This window comes from Sphingomonas sp. Leaf37, from assembly GCF_920939475.1.
Taxonomy (GTDB): domain Bacteria; phylum Pseudomonadota; class Alphaproteobacteria; order Sphingomonadales; family Sphingomonadaceae; genus Sphingomonas.
This window is the reverse complement of record NZ_CAKLAX010000004.1, coordinates 220,917-238,083: the sequence shown is the minus strand read 5'-3', so window position 1 is coordinate 238,083 and position 17,167 is coordinate 220,917. Positions and strand designations below refer to the sequence as shown.

21 protein-coding genes are annotated in these 17,167 nt (G+C 65.9%); 8 read left to right on the top strand and 13 right to left on the bottom strand.

Going from position 1 to position 17,167, the window contains the following annotated elements; all coding sequences use genetic code 11:
• Positions 1-34: 34 nt before the first annotated feature.
• The 4 genes from LRA87_RS14920 to LRA87_RS14905 form a co-directional block, all read right to left on the bottom strand.
• Positions 35-1,303 (bottom strand): RcnB family protein, encoded by a 1,269-nt coding sequence (locus LRA87_RS14920; protein WP_230632613.1) that lies wholly within the window; start codon positions 1,301-1,303, stop codon positions 35-37.
• 159 nt (positions 1,304-1,462) lie between these two features.
• Entirely contained in the window at positions 1,463-1,945 is a 483-nt protein-coding gene (locus LRA87_RS14915) for a GAF domain-containing protein (RefSeq protein ID WP_230632611.1), read from the bottom strand.
• 28 nt (positions 1,946-1,973) lie between these two features.
• Positions 1,974-2,399 (bottom strand): alternative ribosome rescue aminoacyl-tRNA hydrolase ArfB, encoded by a 426-nt coding sequence (arfB, locus tag LRA87_RS14910; RefSeq protein ID WP_230632609.1) that lies wholly within the window; start codon positions 2,397-2,399, stop codon positions 1,974-1,976.
• A gap of 16 nt (positions 2,400-2,415) precedes the next feature.
• Positions 2,416-3,081, bottom strand: coding sequence for an RluA family pseudouridine synthase (locus tag LRA87_RS14905; RefSeq protein ID WP_230632607.1), 666 nt, complete (start codon positions 3,079-3,081; stop codon positions 2,416-2,418).
• 46 nt (positions 3,082-3,127) lie between these two features.
• Here LRA87_RS14905 and LRA87_RS14900 point away from each other — a divergent pair, with 46 nt between their 5' ends.
• Both LRA87_RS14900 and LRA87_RS14895 read left to right on the top strand, forming a co-directional pair.
• On the top strand, positions 3,128-3,892 hold the full coding sequence (locus tag LRA87_RS14900) for a M15 family metallopeptidase (protein WP_230632605.1): 765 nt from the start codon (positions 3,128-3,130) through the stop codon (positions 3,890-3,892).
• A 28-nt stretch (positions 3,893-3,920) separates the two neighbouring features.
• Complete coding sequence (locus LRA87_RS14895) at positions 3,921-4,106, top strand: hypothetical protein (RefSeq protein WP_230632603.1); 186 nt, start codon at positions 3,921-3,923, stop codon at positions 4,104-4,106.
• Here LRA87_RS14895 and trmB read toward each other — a convergent pair whose 3' ends face one another.
• Positions 4,107-4,787 (bottom strand): tRNA (guanosine(46)-N7)-methyltransferase TrmB, encoded by a 681-nt coding sequence (gene trmB / locus LRA87_RS14890; protein WP_230632601.1) that lies wholly within the window; start codon positions 4,785-4,787, stop codon positions 4,107-4,109.
• Positions 4,788-4,884: 97 nt separating this feature from the next.
• Between trmB and LRA87_RS14885 the strand changes: the two genes are divergently transcribed.
• From LRA87_RS14885 to LRA87_RS14875, 3 genes are read left to right on the top strand one after another with little or no spacing between them, the layout of a single operon-like run.
• Positions 4,885-5,724: a formate/nitrite transporter family protein gene (locus tag LRA87_RS14885; protein ID WP_230632599.1), complete on the top strand. Its 840-nt coding sequence runs from the start codon at positions 4,885-4,887 to the stop codon at positions 5,722-5,724.
• The gene (locus LRA87_RS14880) at positions 5,721-6,320 is read left to right on the top strand and encodes a phosphatase PAP2 family protein (RefSeq protein WP_230632597.1); all 600 of its coding nucleotides are present in this window, start codon (positions 5,721-5,723) and stop codon (positions 6,318-6,320) included. Before LRA87_RS14885 ends, LRA87_RS14880 begins: the two co-directional genes overlap by 4 nt.
• 60 nt (positions 6,321-6,380) lie before the next feature.
• On the top strand, positions 6,381-6,737 hold the full coding sequence (locus tag LRA87_RS14875; RefSeq protein WP_230781628.1) for a PilZ domain-containing protein: 357 nt from the start codon (positions 6,381-6,383) through the stop codon (positions 6,735-6,737).
• Between the two features lie 94 nt (positions 6,738-6,831).
• Here LRA87_RS14875 and metK read toward each other — a convergent pair whose 3' ends face one another.
• Together metK and lnt are read right to left on the bottom strand one after the other, a co-directional pair.
• Positions 6,832-8,049, bottom strand: a complete 1,218-nt coding sequence (gene metK / locus LRA87_RS14870; RefSeq protein ID WP_230632595.1) for a methionine adenosyltransferase — start codon at positions 8,047-8,049, stop codon at positions 6,832-6,834.
• Between the two features lie 40 nt (positions 8,050-8,089).
• Positions 8,090-9,631 (bottom strand): apolipoprotein N-acyltransferase, encoded by a 1,542-nt coding sequence (gene lnt, locus LRA87_RS14865; protein WP_230632593.1) that lies wholly within the window; start codon positions 9,629-9,631, stop codon positions 8,090-8,092.
• Between the two features lie 245 nt (positions 9,632-9,876).
• Between lnt and LRA87_RS14860 the strand changes: the two genes are divergently transcribed.
• Positions 9,877-10,311, top strand: a complete 435-nt coding sequence (locus tag LRA87_RS14860) for a VOC family protein (RefSeq protein WP_230632591.1) — start codon at positions 9,877-9,879, stop codon at positions 10,309-10,311.
• Complete coding sequence (locus LRA87_RS14855; protein WP_230632589.1) at positions 10,308-10,610, top strand: polyhydroxyalkanoic acid system family protein; 303 nt, start codon at positions 10,308-10,310, stop codon at positions 10,608-10,610. The genes LRA87_RS14860 and LRA87_RS14855 overlap by 4 nt, the downstream gene beginning before the upstream one ends.
• A gap of 18 nt (positions 10,611-10,628) precedes the next feature.
• On the opposite strand, the gene LRA87_RS14850 is transcribed toward LRA87_RS14855, so the two are convergent.
• The 3 genes from LRA87_RS14850 to wrbA form a co-directional block, all read right to left on the bottom strand.
• Positions 10,629-11,165 carry a response regulator transcription factor gene (locus tag LRA87_RS14850; protein WP_230632587.1) on the bottom strand — a complete coding sequence of 179 codons (537 nt, stop codon included), beginning with the start codon at positions 11,163-11,165 and terminating at the stop codon, positions 10,629-10,631.
• A complete protein-coding gene (locus LRA87_RS14845) occupies positions 11,162-12,442 on the bottom strand; it encodes an ATP-binding protein (protein WP_230632585.1) in 1,281 nt (426 codons plus the stop codon). The genes LRA87_RS14850 and LRA87_RS14845 overlap by 4 nt, the downstream gene beginning before the upstream one ends.
• 121 nt (positions 12,443-12,563) lie before the next feature.
• Complete coding sequence (gene wrbA / locus LRA87_RS14840) at positions 12,564-13,163, bottom strand: NAD(P)H:quinone oxidoreductase (protein WP_230632583.1); 600 nt, start codon at positions 13,161-13,163, stop codon at positions 12,564-12,566.
• Between the two features lie 121 nt (positions 13,164-13,284).
• Here wrbA and LRA87_RS14835 point away from each other — a divergent pair, with 121 nt between their 5' ends.
• On the top strand, positions 13,285-14,208 hold the full coding sequence (locus LRA87_RS14835; protein WP_230632581.1) for a LysR family transcriptional regulator: 924 nt from the start codon (positions 13,285-13,287) through the stop codon (positions 14,206-14,208).
• Here the strand turns inward: LRA87_RS14835 and LRA87_RS14830 are convergent.
• The 3 genes from LRA87_RS14830 to LRA87_RS14820 all read right to left on the bottom strand — a co-directional run bounded on the left by LRA87_RS14830 (position 14,187) and on the right by LRA87_RS14820 (position 17,119).
• Positions 14,187-14,939, bottom strand: a complete 753-nt coding sequence (locus LRA87_RS14830) for an SDR family NAD(P)-dependent oxidoreductase (protein WP_230632579.1) — start codon at positions 14,937-14,939, stop codon at positions 14,187-14,189. The genes LRA87_RS14835 and LRA87_RS14830 overlap by 22 nt on opposite strands.
• A gap of 759 nt (positions 14,940-15,698) precedes the next feature.
• Complete coding sequence (locus tag LRA87_RS14825) at positions 15,699-16,010, bottom strand: hypothetical protein (RefSeq protein WP_230632577.1); 312 nt, start codon at positions 16,008-16,010, stop codon at positions 15,699-15,701.
• Positions 16,007-17,119, bottom strand: a complete 1,113-nt coding sequence (locus tag LRA87_RS14820) for a hypothetical protein (protein WP_230632575.1) — start codon at positions 17,117-17,119, stop codon at positions 16,007-16,009. Before LRA87_RS14820 ends, LRA87_RS14825 begins: the two co-directional genes overlap by 4 nt.
• Positions 17,120-17,167: the final 48 nt, after the last annotated feature.

Here is a 17,167-nt window from a genome sequence, read left to right as displayed (position 1 = left end):
ATCGGATCGCCGCTCGAAGCCGAGCGTTAGCCGATTAGCGACAGAGGCACTTCGGCGCCGGGCGCCATACGCGCTTCGACTTGGTGCGCACCGTCGGCCTGGGACGATAGGTCACCGTATCCTCGAAGATTTCGGTCGTCGTGGTGGTCACCACCGGTGCGGTCTGGACGACCACCGTCGTGGTGGAAGCGCCGGGATAGTAATAGCCGCCGCTGTAGTAACCGCCCGCCCCGCCCGTCGTCGTCACCGTGGTGGTGCCGTCGGCGGAGCGCCAGTTCGATCCACCGTCGCGATAGGCGACCGGCGGCGGCGGGCCACGATCCGGAGCGACCGGCACGGCATGACCACGATCGTAGCCGGCGGGCGGCGGCGGTGGGCCGCGGCGATCCTCTGCCTTGTCGATCGCGTAGCCGGCCGCGGCACCGACGCCCGCGCCAATCAGCGTGCCGCCCAGTCGGTTTCCCCGGCCGGCGATCAGGTTGCCGGCGACGCCGCCCACCACAGCACCGGTCACCGCACCACCGACACCATTGTCGCGGCGATAGTCCCGCTGTTCGTAGCTGGAGTCGTTGTAGGCACGATCGTCATACCCGCGATCGTCGTAGCCGCCATCGGCATAGACGCGATCGTCGCCGGCATAACCGTCATCGTACCGGTCCCAGTCGATCCCGCTACGCGTGTCGTAGACCGAACCACGACCGTCGACGAGCACCGCGTCATCGTAATAGCGCACCCAATTATAGCCGTAGCTCGGCTGGGTCAGGCCATACGTCTGCCAGTCGCTGACGTAGAAGCGCGGTGCGACCCAATAGCTGGGCAGCGCATAGCCGCGGTACGGGCGGCGGTAGGCGCTCCAGCCGCCCGGCGCGTTCGCCCCGCCCCACCAGCGACCACCGACCTTGCTGCCCCAGCGCTGCTGGCCGGCGTGCACCATCGGCGGACGACCGCCCTGATTCCAGCCGTTCGGCATTTGCGGGCGTCCCGGCTGGACATGACCGGGCTGAACGTGGCCGGGCTGCATCGGGTGCGGCTGCATCGGCTGGACATGACCTTGCTGTCCGCCGCCTTGCCACGTCGCGGGGCGCCATGAGCCGGCTTGCCCGCGCTGCCACTGACCTTGCCGCCGCATCTGCATAGGAGCCTGCTGGTGAATGACCTGCGGCGGCGCCATGCCCTGACGCGGCGCATGGAAGGTCGCGCCGGGTCGCATGCCGGCCGGGCCGTGCGCCACGACGCGATCCTGCGCGCCGGCGCTACCGGCCACCAGTGCCAGTCCAGCCGTCGCGATCAACCAGCTACGCATCGTCTTCTCCCTGTTGCCGGAACCCCGCCCCCGGCGCCGACGGTTAACACAATCTTGACGATCCGCTTACCACCGGCCTTTCCGAGTCGCCATAGCGCCGCCACGCAACTGCCTGTCCCGAATCGGATCAGCGCCGGTCCACAGTCGCAGGGAACCCGATCAACCGAGCCGCGTCGCAAGTATCGCCGCCAGCGCCTCGCACCCTGTCGCATCCCCGGCATCGAATCGCGCGGGCTCCGGACTGTCGAGGTCGAGTACCGCGATCACCGCCCCGTCGCGAACGATCGGCACCACCAGTTCCGACCGGCTCGCGGCATCGCAGGCGATATGGCCGGGAAAGGCATGGACATCCTCGACCAGCTGCGTCGTCGCAGTCTGCGCAGCCGTGCCGCACACGCCCTTGCCGAACGGAATGCGGATACACGCAGCCTTGCCCTGAAACGGTCCGAGCACCAGCTCGTCGCCTGTTGTCCGGTAGAAGCCCGCCCAGTTAAGGTCCGGAAGATACTGCCAGATCAGCGCGGCGGCATTGGCCATGTTGGCGATGCCATCCGGCTCGCCGGCGGTCAGCGCGTCGAGCGCCGATAGCAAATCGCGGTACAGATCGGCCTTGGAGCCGGCGGAGATATCGAACTGGTACATGGGCCGCGATGTAGGCGCGGCCATTCCCTCAATCCAGCCGTACCCTGCCACGTCCGGCCTTTACCGTGCTGCGGCCCTTCTTCTCATCCACCCGCCGCGCCTTGGCCGACTTGCTGGGTTTGGTCGGGCGACGCTTCTTGGGAACGATCGTCGCGTCATGAATGAGCGCGACCAGCCGCTCGCGCACGTCGCGCCGGTTCATCTCCTGCGACCGGCTGCCTTCGCCACGCAGCGTCAGCACCCCGTCCTTGCTCAGCCGCGACCCGGCAAGCACGCTCATCCGCTGCTTGACCATGTCGGGCAGGCCGGGCGATCCCCACACGTCGAACCGCAGCATCACCGCGCTGTCGGTGGTGTTGACGTGCTGGCCGCCGGGGCCGGACGAGCGGGTGAAGCTCTCCTCGATCTCGCGTTCGTCGATCGCGATCGAGCGTGTCACCTGGATCAGCGGCATCGTCCCGCCGCCGTGCTCAGGCCGGTTCTGCCGACGCGATCCCCGGCCACACGCCAAAACGCTCGGGCAACGGGGCTTGTCCGACGATCGGTTCCTTGCCCACGCGCGGCACGGTCAGCGCCGCAGCGTGCAGCATCATGCCGCCCGGCTCGCCGCCGCCGTAATGGGGATCGCCGAGCACCGGCAGGCCCAGCCCGGTCGCGGCATGCACGCGGATCTGGTGCGTCCGGCCGGTTGCCGGGCGGAATTCGACCAGTGCATGGCCATCGCGCGTCGCAACCACGCGCCATGCGGTGCTGGCGGACTTGCCGTTCGGATCGGAGACGATCCGCCAGCCCTCCTCACGCGTGCTGACCTTGCCCAGCGCCATGTCGATCACGCCCTCCGACTCGGTGGGCACGCCGGCGAGGATCGCGAGATAGCGTTTCTCCACCTCGCCCCGCTCGAACGCTTGCTGAAACTTCGCGTGCGCTTTCGGATTACGCGACAGCAACAGGCAGCCGCTGGTGTCGCGGTCCAGCCGATGCACCGCCACAGGCCAGCGTTTGAAGCCGAACTTCAGCGAATCGAGGTGATTTTCCAGACTGAGGGAGCCGTCGCGCGGCTTGTCGACCGGCAGCCCTGCGGGCTTGTCGATGACCAGAGCCTCGCCGTCGATGAACAATACGCGGTCGCCATGCATGCGAAACGCCTTGCCACTCCCCGCCCCTTCGCGCCAGAGCCGTCGTATGCGCTGCGTCCTCCCCCTGCTGCTCGCCGCGATCCTTGCCTCGCCCGCGCAAGGACAGGTGTGCGCCGGCGCCGCGGCCAGCATGGCGAGCGACGGCCGCGTCTACGGCCATCTGCCCTACGGCGATGCCGCCCCGACCGAGCTCGTCGTCGCCCCCGCCGGATTCGCGCTCAACGGCTGCATGGTCCGGCGCGACATCATCCCAGACCTCGAACGGCTCATCGCCGCGGCCGCCGGCGATCCCGCCGTTATGGGGCAGTTGCGCGCGCTGTCGTGCCACCGCTCTATCATTCGTCAGGCCAGCGTATTCTGCCGCGAACACCCCGACGCCGGCGGCGACCCCGATGCGACCCGCGCGATTTCGGTCGCGCCGCCGGGGCACAGCGAGCATTCGACCGGTTATGCGCTCGATTTCGCCGTGCGCCCGGCAAACGGCTGTCCCGACGCCGAAGCGTGTATGGCCGCGACACCGGCGGCGCGCTGGCTGGTCAAGAATGCCCCGCGTTTCGGGTTCGAAATGTCCTTTCCCGGCGGCAACAAACAGAATGTGAAGTGGGAACCCTGGCACTGGCGCTGGGTCGGCACCAGCGCCGCCGCACCCGGGGCCGCCCGCGCCCGATTTCTGTTCGGCAAGGCGCGCGCCCAGTTTCCCGCCGATCCCGCGGTCGATCCGCTGGTAACGATCGCCAGCGTAACGCCGGTCGCGTTCGTGGCCGTGCCGCCATGGGTCGAACCCGGCAAGAAGAAGCGCCGTCGCCGATAGCCGCCTGCCTCCAGCGAGGAGCCGTCCGATGTTCATGGATTTCCGCGACCAGCCGCCACCGCCCCGTTGGGAGCCTAGGCCGGGTCGCCGGCGGCTTACGCCGCGTGAGCGCAAGGCCGTGGAAGCGATCCTGCTGTTCAACGCCGTGATGCTGGTCTGCGGCCCCCTCGCCGGCGCAACGCTGCTTCAGGCGATTCCGGCGCTGTTCCGCTAGTTACTGCCGGATATACCGGAAATACCAGACCTCGTGCCCTTGTCGCCGCGCCTTGCGTTCGTAGCGAGTTTCCGGCCAGTCGTCGGGCCGGGTCAGGAAGTCGCCGGGCTTGCGCGCGGTCCACTCGAAATCGCGACGCTGGTTCATGATCATCATCGCCCAGCGGCAATAGGTCGGATCGTCGGTCCCCAGCCGGAACTCGGCGCCCGGCTTCAGCTTGGCGGCGATCGCATCGAGCGGACCGTGGTTGATCATCCTGCGCTTGGCATGCCGCGCCTTCGGCCACGGATCGGGGTGGAGCAGGTAGACCCGGCTCAGGCTGGCATCGGGAAGCCGTTCCACCACCTCCAGCGCATCGCCCATGTGGAGACGGACGTTGCTCAGGCCGCCGTCGCGGATATGTCCGAGCGCGCCGACGACACCGTTGAGGAACGGCTCGCAACCGATGAAGCCGGTGTCGGGACGCATCGCCGCCTGCCCGGCGAGATGCTCGCCCGCACCGAAACCGATCTCCAGTTCCAGCGGCCGTTCGTCGCCGAACAGAGCCTGCGCATCCAGCGGTCCGGCTTCGGCTATGCTCAGCGGTGCCAGCGTCTCCTCGACCAGAGCGGCCTGGCCGATGCGCAGCTTATGGCCCTGACGGCGGCCGTAAAGGCGACGGATGGTAGTGGGATCGTTCATGGTGGCGCGCCCTAGAACGTTTGGCGCGGCAGGGAAACGCCACGTTTGCGGGAAAGCGGTGGAGCAAAGGGTGCGCATGATCCGTTGCAGCAGCGTAATGGCCGAACACACCTCCGACAGCGCATCCGCCAGTTCTTCCCACAGCGACAACGACGATCTGAAGGCGGCCGATGCCAAGGATCTGCATCGTACCGTTCGTGAAGAGGGGGAGGAAGAGTTACGCCGCCCCGCGCTCTCGCTGTTCTGGTCCGGCCTGGCGGCGGGCGTGGCGATCAGTGTGTCGCTGGTGACCGAAGCTGCCTTGCATGCCGCGTTGCCCGATATGCCGTGGCGTGAACTGGTGGTCGGTCTGGGCTATCCCGTCGGCTTTCTGGTGGTGATCCTCGGCCGGATGCAATTGTTCACCGAAAGCACGATCACGGCGATGCTGCCATTGGTGACCCGGCCGTCGCGTTGGGCGCTGACCCGCACGTTGCGACTGTGGGGGATCGTGCTGGGTGCCAATCTGCTGGGTACGATGATCGCCGCGCTGGCGCTGGCCAGCGGCGCGATGGGGAGCGACGCGATTCGTGAAGCGGCGATCGCCATTTCGCTCGGTATCACGGAATTGTCGGCAGGGCGGACCTTCGTCAATGCGATCCCCGCCGGGTTCATGATCGCCATCCTCGCCTGGGCGCTGCCGAATGCGCGGGACCAGAGCGTGCTGGTGATCGTCATCTTCACCTATGTGCTCACCATCGCGGGCTTCAGCCATTCGATCGTCGGTTCGGACGAGGCGTTCCTGCTGATGTTCGCCGGGCGGACCGGCATATGGCAAACGATCGCGGAATTGATCGCGCCGGCCGTGCTGGGCAATCTCGTCGGCGGAGCAGGCGTGTTCGCGCTGCTCGCCCATGCGCAAGTTCGCGGCGAAATGCCGCAGGGAGACGACAGTTGAGCAAGAAGGGCAAGAAAGCCGCCAGGAAACTCGCAAAGGCGGATCGCAAGACGACCCACGACATCGCCGCCCATCGCGATACGGTACCGGCCCGGATCGCCGGGCTGTTCGGGGAACTGGCGGACCAGCCGCAGTTGATCACCGCATCGATCGGTACGATCGCGGCCGGCCTGATCGTCCGGCGACCCGATCTGGTTCGCGGCGGCGCGCGCATGCTTGCCGCGCATCTGGTCGCCACCGCCGCGAAGACCGCGATCAAGCGGTCCTTCGACCGCACGCGTCCGGCGAAAGCCTTGCGCGACGGCCATCGCTTCCGCGCGGGCGACAGCACGGATCACGAGCTCAACTCCTTCCCGTCCGGCCATACCGCGGGTGCCGTCGCGGTCGCCCGTGCGGCATCCCGCGAGATTGATGGCGCGGCTGCGCCGGCCGCGCTCGGCGTCGGTGCGATCGCCGCGATCCAGCCGGTGGCGGGCAATCACTATCTGTCGGATGTCATCGTCGGCGGTGCCATCGGGTGGATCGCCGAAGCACTCGTAGACCTGGCCTTCGACCGCATCGTGTCCGCAACCGGGACCATCTCGTCGGATCGATAGGCAGATTTTCGCCAAAGTTTACCGTCGCTTCAGAAAGCCATGACAGGAACGGGCGTGGAGATGCCCATGGACAGCCCGCCCGAACCCGCCCGCGAAAAGCGCAGCAGCGTCATCGTACGCGCGATCGTACATGGCACGAACGGCACGCAGGCGGAGCGAAGGGTGCGCAACCTGTCACGCTCCGGAGCTTGCATCGAGCATGACGGCGATTTGACGAACGGTACGACCGTGTTGTTGCAGATGGGTGCGCTCACCGACCTGCCGGCCGTGGTCGTATGGGTCACCGAACGGCTTGCCGGCCTGCGTTTCGCGGACGCCGTCGATCTGGAAGAGGCTCGCAAGCCGCGCGGGACGGGCGTCAAACCCAAGGCAGGCTGGATGACCGACATGAACGATGCCTATCGCAGACCCGCCTGACAAGATTCGGCAAGCGTCGTGCCGGACATGACGAACCCCTCCGCATCCATCGATACGGAGGGGTTGGTCGTTCAGGCCGGTCGGGCGTCCCGGTTCAGGCGACGGCGGCTTTCAGTCGATCGACGAGGTCGGTCTTTTCCCAGGTGAACAGGTCGCCTTCCGGCTCGCGGCCGAAGTGCCCGTAGGCCGCCGACTTCACGTAGATCGGCGCATTGAGCTTCAGATGCTGGCGAATGCCCTTGGGCGTCAGGCGTACGAGCTGTGGCAGCACCTGTTCCAGCTTCGCTTCGTCCACCGTGCCTGTGCCATGCGTGTCGACATAGACCGACAAGGGTTCGGCGATGCCGATCGCATAGGACAACTGGATCGTGCAACGCTTGGCAAGACCCGCGGCGACGACGTTCTTCGCGAGGTAACGCGCAACATAAGCTGCGGAACGATCGACCTTCGTCGGGTCCTTGCCGCTGAACGCGCCACCGCCGTGCGGCGCGGCGCCGCCGTAGGTGTCGACGATGATCTTGCGTCCGGTAACGCCGGCATCGCCATCCGGCCCACCGATCTCGAACGCGCCGGTCGGGTTGATGTAGACCTTGGTCTCGTCGGTCACGAAGCCTTCCGGAAGGATGCCGGTGAAGACGCCGGTGACGTAATTCTTCAGCACCTCGTACTTGGCGGGATCCGCGTTCTCGCCCTGCAGGCAATAACCCGCCTTGTGCTGGGTCGACACGACCAGCGCGACCGCACGGACGGGCACGCCGTTCTCATAAGCGAGCGTCACCTGGCTCTTGGCGTCGGGCTCCAGGAACGGCGCCGCGCCCGAGTGGCGATCGGCCGCCATCGTCTCGAGGATCTTGTGGCTGTAATAGAGCGTCGCCGGCATCAGTCCGGGCGTCTCGTCGGTCGCATAACCGAACATGATGCCCTGATCGCCCGCGCCCTCGTCCTTGTTCGACCCCTCGTCGACACCCATCGCGATTTCCGCGGACTGGCCGTGCAGGTTGTTCTCGAACGTGAAGGTTTCCCAGTGGAAGCCGGTCTGTTCGTAGCCGATCCGGCGAACCGTCGCGCGTACCGCAGCCTCGATCTCGTCGAGCGCGCCGTCGGCCCATGCGCCGTTCTCGTACACGCCCTTGCAACGGATCTCGCCCGCCAGCACGACGAGATTGGTCGTCGTCAGCGTTTCGCACGCGATGCGCGCCTCGGGGTCCTTGGACAGGAACAGATCGACGACCGTGTCGCTGATCTGGTCGGCGACCTTGTCCGGATGGCCTTCGGAAACCGATTCGGACGTGAAGATATAGCTGCTGCGCATCACTGCCTCATAACGATATAAAGATGCCTTTATATCGGCCCTACCGCTCGCGGGGGCGGATGGCAACGGCGGCGATGACGAACATCAGCGCGACGATCAGCGCCGCCCAGTTGCCGATCCGGCTGAACGGCGTCGGCGGGAACGCGGGCGGCATCGCCATCTCGATCGCGCCCGCGGTCTCGTGCGGCACGGCGGCGAGCAATCTGCCGTCGGCGGCGATCACCGCCGAGATGCCGGTCGGCGTCGATCGCACGATCGGCAGCCCTTCCTCGATCGCGCGCATCCGCGCCTGCGCCAGATGCTGCGGCGGCCCCCAGCGCCCGAACCACGCGTCGGTGGAAGGATTGAAGATCATGCGCGGCCGATGCGACGGATCGACGACGTGGCCAGAGAAGATGATCTCGTAACAGATCTGGAAACCGATCGCACCGAAGCCGGGAACCTCAAGCGTGCGCGGTCCGGGACCGTCGTCGAAATCGAAATCGCCCGGCACCAGCCGCGCCAGCCCCAGCGGGCGTAGCAGCCACGGCATCGGCAGATATTCGCCGTACGGCACCAGATGCGCCTTGTCGTAGCGCCCGACGATCTGCGCCTTCGCATCCAGCGCGAACACGGAATTGGATGCACCGGCCACGTCCCCCTGCGCATCGAAGCGCAACGGCGTATGACCGGTCATCAGGATATCGCGCGGACCGAGCCGCTGCGCCAGCCGCCACCGGTTGAACAGCGGACTCTGGCCGTCGTATATCCACCGGGGATAGCCGCTCTCCAGATAGTCGCGGATCACGCCTTCGGGCCATAGTACCAGTCGCGGCCGCGGCCCGGGCTTGCCCGACTGGCGGAGGAGCGCGGCAAGCATCAGCTCCTGATCGTCCTCGCCGCGCGCATCCTGACCGATGTTCGGTTGCACGACGCGCAGCAATGGCGCGTCCGGTGCGGCGGCGGGTGCCTGCGTCCACGATGCCGAGATCGCGGCAAGCGTCAGAGCCGCCGCGATTGCCGCCGACATCCGCCAGCGGCGCTGCGCCAGCATCAGCAGCGATACCGCCGCCAGCACCGTCACGCCCGACAACGCATAGGTGCCGATCCATGCCGACAATCGCGCGACGCCGATCACGGGCAACCAGATCACGCCGATCGGGTCCCAGGCATAGCCGGTGAACAGCACGGCGCGGAGGTATTCGCTGCCGATCCATGCGGCGGCGAAGACCAGCGCGTAGCGGGCATCCGGCCTCCGTGCCCGCCCGAATTGCCAGCCGATCGCTGCCGTCAGCATCGGGAATACCGCCAGATACAACGCGAGGCCGACCGCGGCGAAATAACCGAGCACCGGCGGCATCTTGTCCTGAAAGTCGAACGCGTGCTGAAACCAGTTGTTGTTGATCGTGAAGTGCCCGACGCCCCAGCACCAGCCGATCCATACGGCCCTGCGCCGTGTCGACGCGGCATGGACCAGCATGGCGAGGCCCGCGAGACCGATCACGGTGAGCGGCCATATTTGCAGCGGCGCAAAGCCGGTTGCGGCGATCGCACCGAGCAGCAGCGCTATGAAGGCAGGACGGCGGGTTAGAAAGCTAGGCATCGCCGCGGCATGTAATGGCGCGCCACGCAAAAGTCCTGCCCTGCGAAAGGAGGACCGAAGCAAGATGCAAACGATACGTGCAGTCCCGTCCGCGGGGAGGCAAGCATCGAACTCCAGACCTGAGCGCAATGCTTATGCGCCCGTCAGCGCAGGCATGCGCCCCCCTCCGGCCGGTGACGACGGAATGGACAACCTCGCCTTCAAGACAGTGGCATCTGTCCCTGCCCCGCCCTATCTCCGTCGAGATGAAGCTGCGCCCGTTCCACCTCGCCTTTCCGGTCCACGACCTTGCCGCCGCTCGCGCCTTCTACGGCGGCACGCTCGGCTGCGCGGAGGGGCGTTCGAGCGATCACTGGATCGATTTCGATCTGTTCGGACACCAGATCGTCGCGCATCTCGATCCCGCCGCGCACGCCGTCGCAGTATCGAACGCGGTGGATGGGCACGACGTCCCGGTGCCGCATTTCGGGGTCGTGCTGACGATGCCCGACTGGCAGTCGCTGAGCGAACGCGTGGCCGCCGCCGGGGTGCGTTTCGGTATCGAGCCGCACATCCGCTTCCAGGATCAGCCCGGCGAGCAAGCGACGATGTTCTTCCAAGACCCATCCGGTAACGCGCTGGAGTTCAAGGCGTTCGCCGACGATGGGATGCTGTTCGCGACCACAAAGGACCCCGCATGAGCGCCCCGATCGAGATCAACGTTCCCCATCAGCTCGGCAAACAGGCGGTCCGCGACCGGCTGGACGGCGGTATCGGCAAGATCGGCCGGATGATTCCCGGCGGCGCGCAGGTCGATCACCGCTGGGAAGCGGATACGATGCACTTCACCGTGCAGGCTATGGGGCAGTCGATCGGTTGCCGCGCAACGGTGTCCGACACCAACGTCCATGCCATCGTCGACCTGCCGGGCTTCCTGGGCCTGTTCGCCGGCAAGATCCGCGACGTGATCCAGCAGGAAGCGCCGAAATTGCTGAAGTAGATCGTCGGCTTACGGGGGTCACCCCATGTGCCGCTTGTCGAGCTTTCGCGCCAGCGTGCGGCGGTGCATCCCCAGACGCCGGGCCGCTTCCGAGATGTTGAAGTCCACGTCCGCCAGCGTCTGATGGATATGCTCCCATTCCAGCGTCTTGATCGAGGTCGGTGGCGCGGGCGCGATCGTCGCACCGGCATCGCCGTCGACGCGCGCGAACGCCGCCTCGATATCGTCGGTATTGGCAGGTTTGGTGAGATAATTTGTCGCGCCCAGCTTGATCGCCTCGACCGCGGTAGCGATGCTGGCGAAGCCGGTGAGGACGACGATCTTCATGCTCGCGTCGAGCGCATGTAGCGCCGCGACGCATGTGAGCCCGGACGCGCCGCCCAGCCGCAGGTCGACCACCGCATAATCCGGGCGGAAATCCGCCACCTGCGCCTCCAGACCGTCCGGCCCGGATAGCGTCGCCACCGCATAGCCGCGCCGTTCGAAAGACCGCGCCAGCGTTCGCGCGAAACTGGCGTCGTCCTCGACGATCAGCAGCCTGCGGCCCCCGGTCATGCCGTCGTCAACGCGAGGCTGGCGATTGGCAGACGCAGGACCGTCTCCGCGCCACCGTTCCCGAGATTGCGCGCCTGCAATGTCCCCCCGAGCGTCCGCAGCACATTGGTCGCAAGGAACAACCCGAGCCCCGCTCCCTTCCGATCCTTGCTGCTGTTGTAGGGGCGCCCGAGCGCGGCGAGCACCTCGGCGGAAAAACCGTTGCCATCGTCCCGTACGCTCATCACCACGATCCCGTCCTCCAAGCCCGCAGTCAGCGTGATCGCGGATGCGCCGGCTTCCGCCGCATTGTCGAGCAGATTGGTCAGCGCCTGACCCAGGGCGCGATCCGCGACGATCGGCCGGTCATCGCCCAACCGATCCTCGAACAGGACGCGGCCCGGCCACGCCGCGACGATGCCGGTCAGGAACCGGCGCAACGTCGTTCGTTCGGGCGCCTCACCGGTCACCTCGCCCGCCGCGAACAGGATGCCCGAGACGATCGACTTGCAGCGCATGACTTCCGCCTGCATCTCATCGACTTCCGCCGCCAGCCGCGGCTCGCGACGGATGGCCGGTTCGCTCTTCCAGTCGCCGAGCAGGACCGAGATCGACGACAGCGGCGTCCCGAGTTCATGCGCCGCACCGCTCGCGAGCAATCCCATGCGGATGATATGATCCTCTTCGGCCGCGCGCTGGCGCATCGCGGCGAGATGCGCGTCCCGACTGCGCAAATTGGCGGCGATCCGCGTCACGAACAGCACCAGCAACACCGCCGCCAGCACGAAATTGCACCAGAGACCAAGGATGTAGGCCGGCGACAGGCTGGTCGCCAGCCAAGGCGGCAAATTGAGCGGCGGACTGGCCAGCGCGACGATCGCGAACGCGGCGGACGTGATCCCCACCAGCGCCCAACTCGACCAAGCATGCAGCAGCACCGCACCCATCACCACCTGCAACAGGTACAGCGACACGAAAGGATTGGCGGCGCCCCCGCTCAGGTGCAATTGCACGGTCAGGGCGACGACATCGCACACCAGCGCGCCGAACAGCTGGAAATTGGTCACCGGCCAGTGCGGATGCCCCAGCCCCGTCATCACGTTGAGCATGACGAGCGCGGCGAGCACGACCGCCATCGGTGCGACCGGCAGCTGGATGCCAAGCCCGTAATGGACCGTCAGGATCGTGGCACATTGTCCGCCGACGGCGAGCCAGCGGAGCAGCACCAGCTGGCGCATGTTGCGGGCCGCGGCATCTTCGGGCGCGGGCGGCGGCAGGCGGATAGGATGCGTGGCCATCGCCGCGAGTGTAGGCGCGATCCCGGCTGAGCGCGACAGCGCTCTGCCTCCCCGATACCCCCGCGCATCCTGCATTCGCGGGGGTATCGGGAATATCGGTGCGGCGAGCGCCGGCGTTTGCCTACTTCAGCTTGGCAGCAGTCTCCGCGATGCGCTTGCCCTGATAACGGGCACCCGCCAGTTCCTCCTCATGCGGCTGACGCGAGCCGTCGCCACCCGCGATCGTCGTCGCGCCATACGGCGAACCACCGCGAACTTCGTCGACGCCCATCTGGCCCTGGAAACCATAATCGAGACCGACGATCGTCATGCCGTGGTGCAGCAGGTTGGTAATGATCGAGAACAGGGTCGTCTCCTGCCCGCCATGCTGGCTGGCGGTGGAGGTGAACGCGCCGCCAACCTTGCCGACCAGTCCGCCGCGCATCCACAATCCACCGGTGGTGTCCCAGAAGCTCGCCATCTGGGCGGGCATACGGCCGTAACGGGTCGGCGCACCGACGACGATCGCGTCGTAATTCGCCAGCGCGTCGGGACCTTCGATCAGCGGATGCGCCGTATCGGTCTTGAAATGTGCCGCCTGCACCACCGCATCCGGCGCCGTTTCGGCGACGCGGCGGATGTCGACCTCGGCACCCCCGGCGCGCGCGCCTTCGGCGACCGCGTCCGCCATCTGCTCGATATGGCCATAGGAAGAGTAATAGAGCACCAGAACCTTGGTCATGCGAACGTCTCCAATAAATCTCGTCGACGCCAAGATGGGCGGCGTCGATCGTCGCGTAAACGGAAACGATGGAAACCGATCGTTTCCACGCTAGGTTCCTCCCGCCATCCGGAGGACGAATATGCGACTACCCGATCTGGAAGCCTGGGCGATCTTCGCCGCCGTCGTCGAGCATCGCTCGTTCAGCGGCGCCGCGGATGCGATCGGGCTGAGCAAGGCGACCGTATCGAAGGCAATCACCCGGTTGGAAGAACGGATCGGCCAGTCACTGTTCGCCCGCACATCGCGCCGGCTGGCCCTGACCGAAGCGGGCAAGCCCCTGGCCGAACACGCCAAACGTATCCTTGCCGAGGCACAGGCTGCGGAGGAGGCGGCACGCGATGCGGCCAGCGCACCGACTGGCCGGGTCCGTTTGGCGACACCGATGAGCTTTGGGATCAGCAACGTCGCGCCACTGCTCGCCCGCTTCCTCGCCGCGCATCCGGGCATCGAGATCGACCTGCATTGTTCGGACGCGAGAGTGGATATCGTCGCGGAAGGGTTCGATGTCGCGCTGCGGATCGGCGATCTGCCCGACAGCAGCCTGCGCGCGCGCCGGCTCTGCTCGATCGCAGCGCATCTGGTCGCCGCGCCCACCTATCTGATGGCGCACGGGACCCCGACGCATCCGTCGGAACTCACCCGGCACCGCATTCTCGGCTATTCGAACGTGCTCGGCCCGTGGCGATTCCAGCATGCCGACGGCGGCGATGTCGCGATTAGGCCGCAGGGGCCGCTGACGGCGAACAGCGGCGAGGCGTTGCTGCCGACCCTGATCGCCGGTCTCGGCATCGCGCGCCTGCCCGGCTTCATCGTCGGGCCGCACATCGCCAGCGGGGAGGTGGTGGAGATACTGCCCGAATGGGCGCCGGAACCGATCGGCCTTCACATCCTGACGCCGCCCAGCACGCTGCGTCCGGCCCGCGTCGAGGCGCTGATCGCGTTTCTGTCAGCCACGCTGCACGATCCGTGTGCGGTGAGGGATCAGCCCGATCGCGCAACCTGAAATCCCGCGAACGACTGACTGACCGGCATCAACTCCAGCCGGTTGATGTTGAGGTGCGGCGGCAGCGTCGCGACCCACAGCATCGTCGCTGCGATATCCTCCGCCGTCATCGGATCGGCGCCCTTGTAGAGCGCGTCGGACGCCTGCTGACTGCCGCCGGTGCGCACCTTGGTGAACTCCGTCTCCACCATCCCCGGCTCGATCGAGGTGACGCGCACGCCCTTGCCATGCAGGTCCGACCGCAGGCCGAGCGAGAACTGCTCGACGAAGGCCTTGGTGCCGCCATAGACGTTGCCGCCGGCATAGGGGTAGGTCGCGGCGACCGACGACAGGTTGATGATCGCACCCTTGCGCGCGATCAGCCCGGGCAGCAGCCGATGCGTCAGCGATACCAGAGCCGTGACGTTGGTCGCGATCATCGTCCGCCAGTCGGCCGGGTCCGCCTCGTGCGCCGGTTTCGTACCCAATGCGAGCCCCGCATTGTTGATGAGCAGATCGATCGCCCGCCAATCGTCGGGCAGGCTCCCCAGCGCCGCGTCCATCGCGTCGTCGTCGGAGACATCGAACGCGAGCACATGGACCGATTCCGCCCCCAACCTCGCCTGCAACACCGCCAGCCGGTCAGCCCGCCGTCCGGTCGCGATCACGCGCCAGCCCGCGCCCACGAACTCCTCGACCGCAGCAAGGCCGATGCCGGAGGTCGCGCCGGTGATGAAGGCGGTGGGTGTCATGATGTATCCCTCGGTTGGATTCGCGAGCCGTTCGCTTCGAGACCGCTAGAACCAAATGCCGGCCCGACAATCAACCGGTCTCGCCGCGATGAAACGCCGCCGGCGAGACGGCAACCGAGTAACCCCGCTTTCAGCCCCCCGCGTCGCGCAGCGTGTCCAGCTCGGCCAGCATGACCGGATCGTCCGCCCGCCAGCGCCTCCTCAAGGCAGAAGGTAGAGGCGACGTTCCGCACCACCTCTTTCCCCGCCGTATCGAGGGTCGGTTTATCCTCGTCGGTCAGCTCAACGCGCAACCTGATGTGCGATCATGGTTTCACTACGCTTGTCTTGATGTTGGTGACGTTCATCGGTTTGGAGCGCCCTGGCCTTTACCAAGGAGGGGGAGACTCCCGAACTTTAACGGCCGATGCTGGGCCAGCACTTCGGATTTCCGCAAGAGCTGAGTTCGCGCATTTGGTGCTTGATCACCTTCCATTTGCGGTCGGTAATGTAGTCCGCCTGGAAGCGGCCGAACTTCACGGGACGTTTCGAACCTTGTATCGGAACATTTCAGTAACAAGACTCGCTTCATCAAGCGGGCGGGTAACTCAAGTGACAGCGGTACACTCAACCTGCCCATTCGCAATCAAGGCTTTCGAACAAGGTGGTGCCCCACAGGGGACAAAGCTGGGTATTGGAAGATTTAGTCAGTCGTCAGTAACGCAACGCATCGACGCTGGATCACGCGGCCATACGTTTGACGCACCCACGTCTCGTCGTTTAGCCCCTTCTGTCGCGCTCCGCCTCTAACGCGGCCAATTTGATGGGATCGTCGGCTGCCAGCGCCTCTTCGAGGTAGAAGCCATGGGGTATATCGCGCACCACCTGTTGCGCCTCGCCGCTGTATCCTTCCGCTATAACCGGGAATGCGTCCACCAATTCACGTAAAAATCCCTTGTCCATCTCTTGGAGATGACCGCCGAGCGCTTCCATCATTTTCACGGCGGTATCGAGGTTGAGGTCTTCCTCGTCGGTAAGCTCGAGAAAAACGACATATTCTGCGATAATGCCCGCAACCTGCATAGCAATCATGGTTTGACGACCTTTACGTGGATGTTGGTGACGTTCATCGTCTTAAATAATCTCAAGGCCTTGGCCTTCTGGATCGCCGTGGGAACCTCCCACAACCCGATCAGGCGGTGTTCGGCCAACACAGCCGACTGCCGCACGATCTGAGCTCGCGCGCGCGGCCTGTCCACGACAGACCATTTTCGGTCGATCACGTAATCGCCCTGGATGCCGTCAAACTTTACAGGCCGCTTCGAGCCGTCGGCCATTGTCCGTATCAATGTCGGGGCTTGACCGGGACGCGCGCCGGCTGCTGCGTCGTTATACAGCTTCCATGGTTTTTTGGATTTGCTCGTTTCCCTGATCCAGCCGATCTGCGGCGGATCATAGCTCGTGCGCGGCACCGCCTTGCGCAGCCGACTCAATCTGGAGACCTTGCTCAGCGCCGCCCCGGGTGCTGCCACAAGCGCAATGTTCCCAGCAACCGTTCCCGATGCGCGGCCGATATCTCGGCTGGCGCTGGCGCTGGCGCTGGCGCTGGCCGCACGGGAAACTTGGATAAGGGCGGGCGCATCCTCAGCAGCGATCGCGGCATCGATCACACCCGCGATTCGGTGACCGGCGTTGCGAACCGTGGTCGCCGGATTCGTCGTTAGCGCAGCATATACTCCCGCCGCCGTTCCTTTCCCAACATCGTATAGCCCCTCGCCGACTCCACCGACAAATTCGGTAAGAGAACCTGGTTCGTTACCGGGCCGCCGCCCGTCTATACGCCCGGGCCGCACCGCTGGTGAGGCATAGGTCATCGGCTTTCGGCGCTCTCTCTTCGGCAGTTGAGCAGGCTGTGATCCCGCGATCGGCAGTGACGCGATCCGCGACTTTCTAAGTTTCCCTAAGGCAGAAGGGCCGCCAGCGCTGGCCGACGTCCGACTGCTTCCCCTGTTAATACCATCGGCCTCTCCCGCTCCATAACGGTGTCCCGAGCCAGCAAAGGTGAATCGGCCATCTGCCGGATCATGCCACGGGTTGAACTTGAGTTCGAGACCGTCAGGACTGCGTACCGGTGGCAGCGTACCTGTTCGCAGCCACCATGAAAAAGCACTCGACTGCCCACCGCCTGCTATCCTGTTCATGCCGCTCCGCCTTTCATTACGGTGAGAACATCTGAGCAACATTCCGCA

Excerpts from the sequence above, each read along its gene's own strand:
- LRA87_RS14920 (WP_230632613.1), bottom strand. The coding sequence starts at position 1,303 with ATGCGTAGCTGGTTGATCGCGACGGCTGGACTGGCACTGGTGGCCGGT.
- LRA87_RS14915 (WP_230632611.1), bottom strand. The coding sequence starts at position 1,945 with ATGTACCAGTTCGATATCTCCGCCGGCTCCAAGGCCGATCTGTACCGC.
- arfB (WP_230632609.1), bottom strand. The coding sequence starts at position 2,399 with ATGCCGCTGATCCAGGTGACACGCTCGATCGCGATCGACGAACGCGAG.
- LRA87_RS14905 (WP_230632607.1), bottom strand. The coding sequence starts at position 3,081 with ATGCATGGCGACCGCGTATTGTTCATCGACGGCGAGGCTCTGGTCATC.
- LRA87_RS14900 (WP_230632605.1), top strand. The coding sequence starts at position 3,128 with ATGCGCTGCGTCCTCCCCCTGCTGCTCGCCGCGATCCTTGCCTCGCCC.
- LRA87_RS14895 (WP_230632603.1), top strand. The coding sequence starts at position 3,921 with ATGTTCATGGATTTCCGCGACCAGCCGCCACCGCCCCGTTGGGAGCCT.
- trmB (WP_230632601.1), bottom strand. The coding sequence starts at position 4,787 with ATGAACGATCCCACTACCATCCGTCGCCTTTACGGCCGCCGTCAGGGC.
- LRA87_RS14885 (WP_230632599.1), top strand. The coding sequence starts at position 4,885 with ATGGCCGAACACACCTCCGACAGCGCATCCGCCAGTTCTTCCCACAGC.
- LRA87_RS14875 (WP_230781628.1), top strand. The coding sequence starts at position 6,381 with ATGCCCATGGACAGCCCGCCCGAACCCGCCCGCGAAAAGCGCAGCAGC.
- metK (WP_230632595.1), bottom strand. The coding sequence starts at position 8,049 with ATGCGCAGCAGCTATATCTTCACGTCCGAATCGGTTTCCGAAGGCCAT.
- lnt (WP_230632593.1), bottom strand. The coding sequence starts at position 9,631 with ATGCCTAGCTTTCTAACCCGCCGTCCTGCCTTCATAGCGCTGCTGCTC.
- LRA87_RS14860 (WP_230632591.1), top strand. The coding sequence starts at position 9,877 with ATGAAGCTGCGCCCGTTCCACCTCGCCTTTCCGGTCCACGACCTTGCC.
- LRA87_RS14855 (WP_230632589.1), top strand. The coding sequence starts at position 10,308 with ATGAGCGCCCCGATCGAGATCAACGTTCCCCATCAGCTCGGCAAACAG.
- LRA87_RS14850 (WP_230632587.1), bottom strand. The coding sequence starts at position 11,165 with ATGACCGGGGGCCGCAGGCTGCTGATCGTCGAGGACGACGCCAGTTTC.
- LRA87_RS14845 (WP_230632585.1), bottom strand. The coding sequence starts at position 12,442 with ATGGCCACGCATCCTATCCGCCTGCCGCCGCCCGCGCCCGAAGATGCC.
- wrbA (WP_230632583.1), bottom strand. The coding sequence starts at position 13,163 with ATGACCAAGGTTCTGGTGCTCTATTACTCTTCCTATGGCCATATCGAG.
- LRA87_RS14835 (WP_230632581.1), top strand. The coding sequence starts at position 13,285 with ATGCGACTACCCGATCTGGAAGCCTGGGCGATCTTCGCCGCCGTCGTC.
- LRA87_RS14830 (WP_230632579.1), bottom strand. The coding sequence starts at position 14,939 with ATGACACCCACCGCCTTCATCACCGGCGCGACCTCCGGCATCGGCCTT.
- LRA87_RS14825 (WP_230632577.1), bottom strand. The coding sequence starts at position 16,010 with ATGATTGCTATGCAGGTTGCGGGCATTATCGCAGAATATGTCGTTTTT.
- LRA87_RS14820 (WP_230632575.1), bottom strand. The coding sequence starts at position 17,119 with ATGAACAGGATAGCAGGCGGTGGGCAGTCGAGTGCTTTTTCATGGTGG.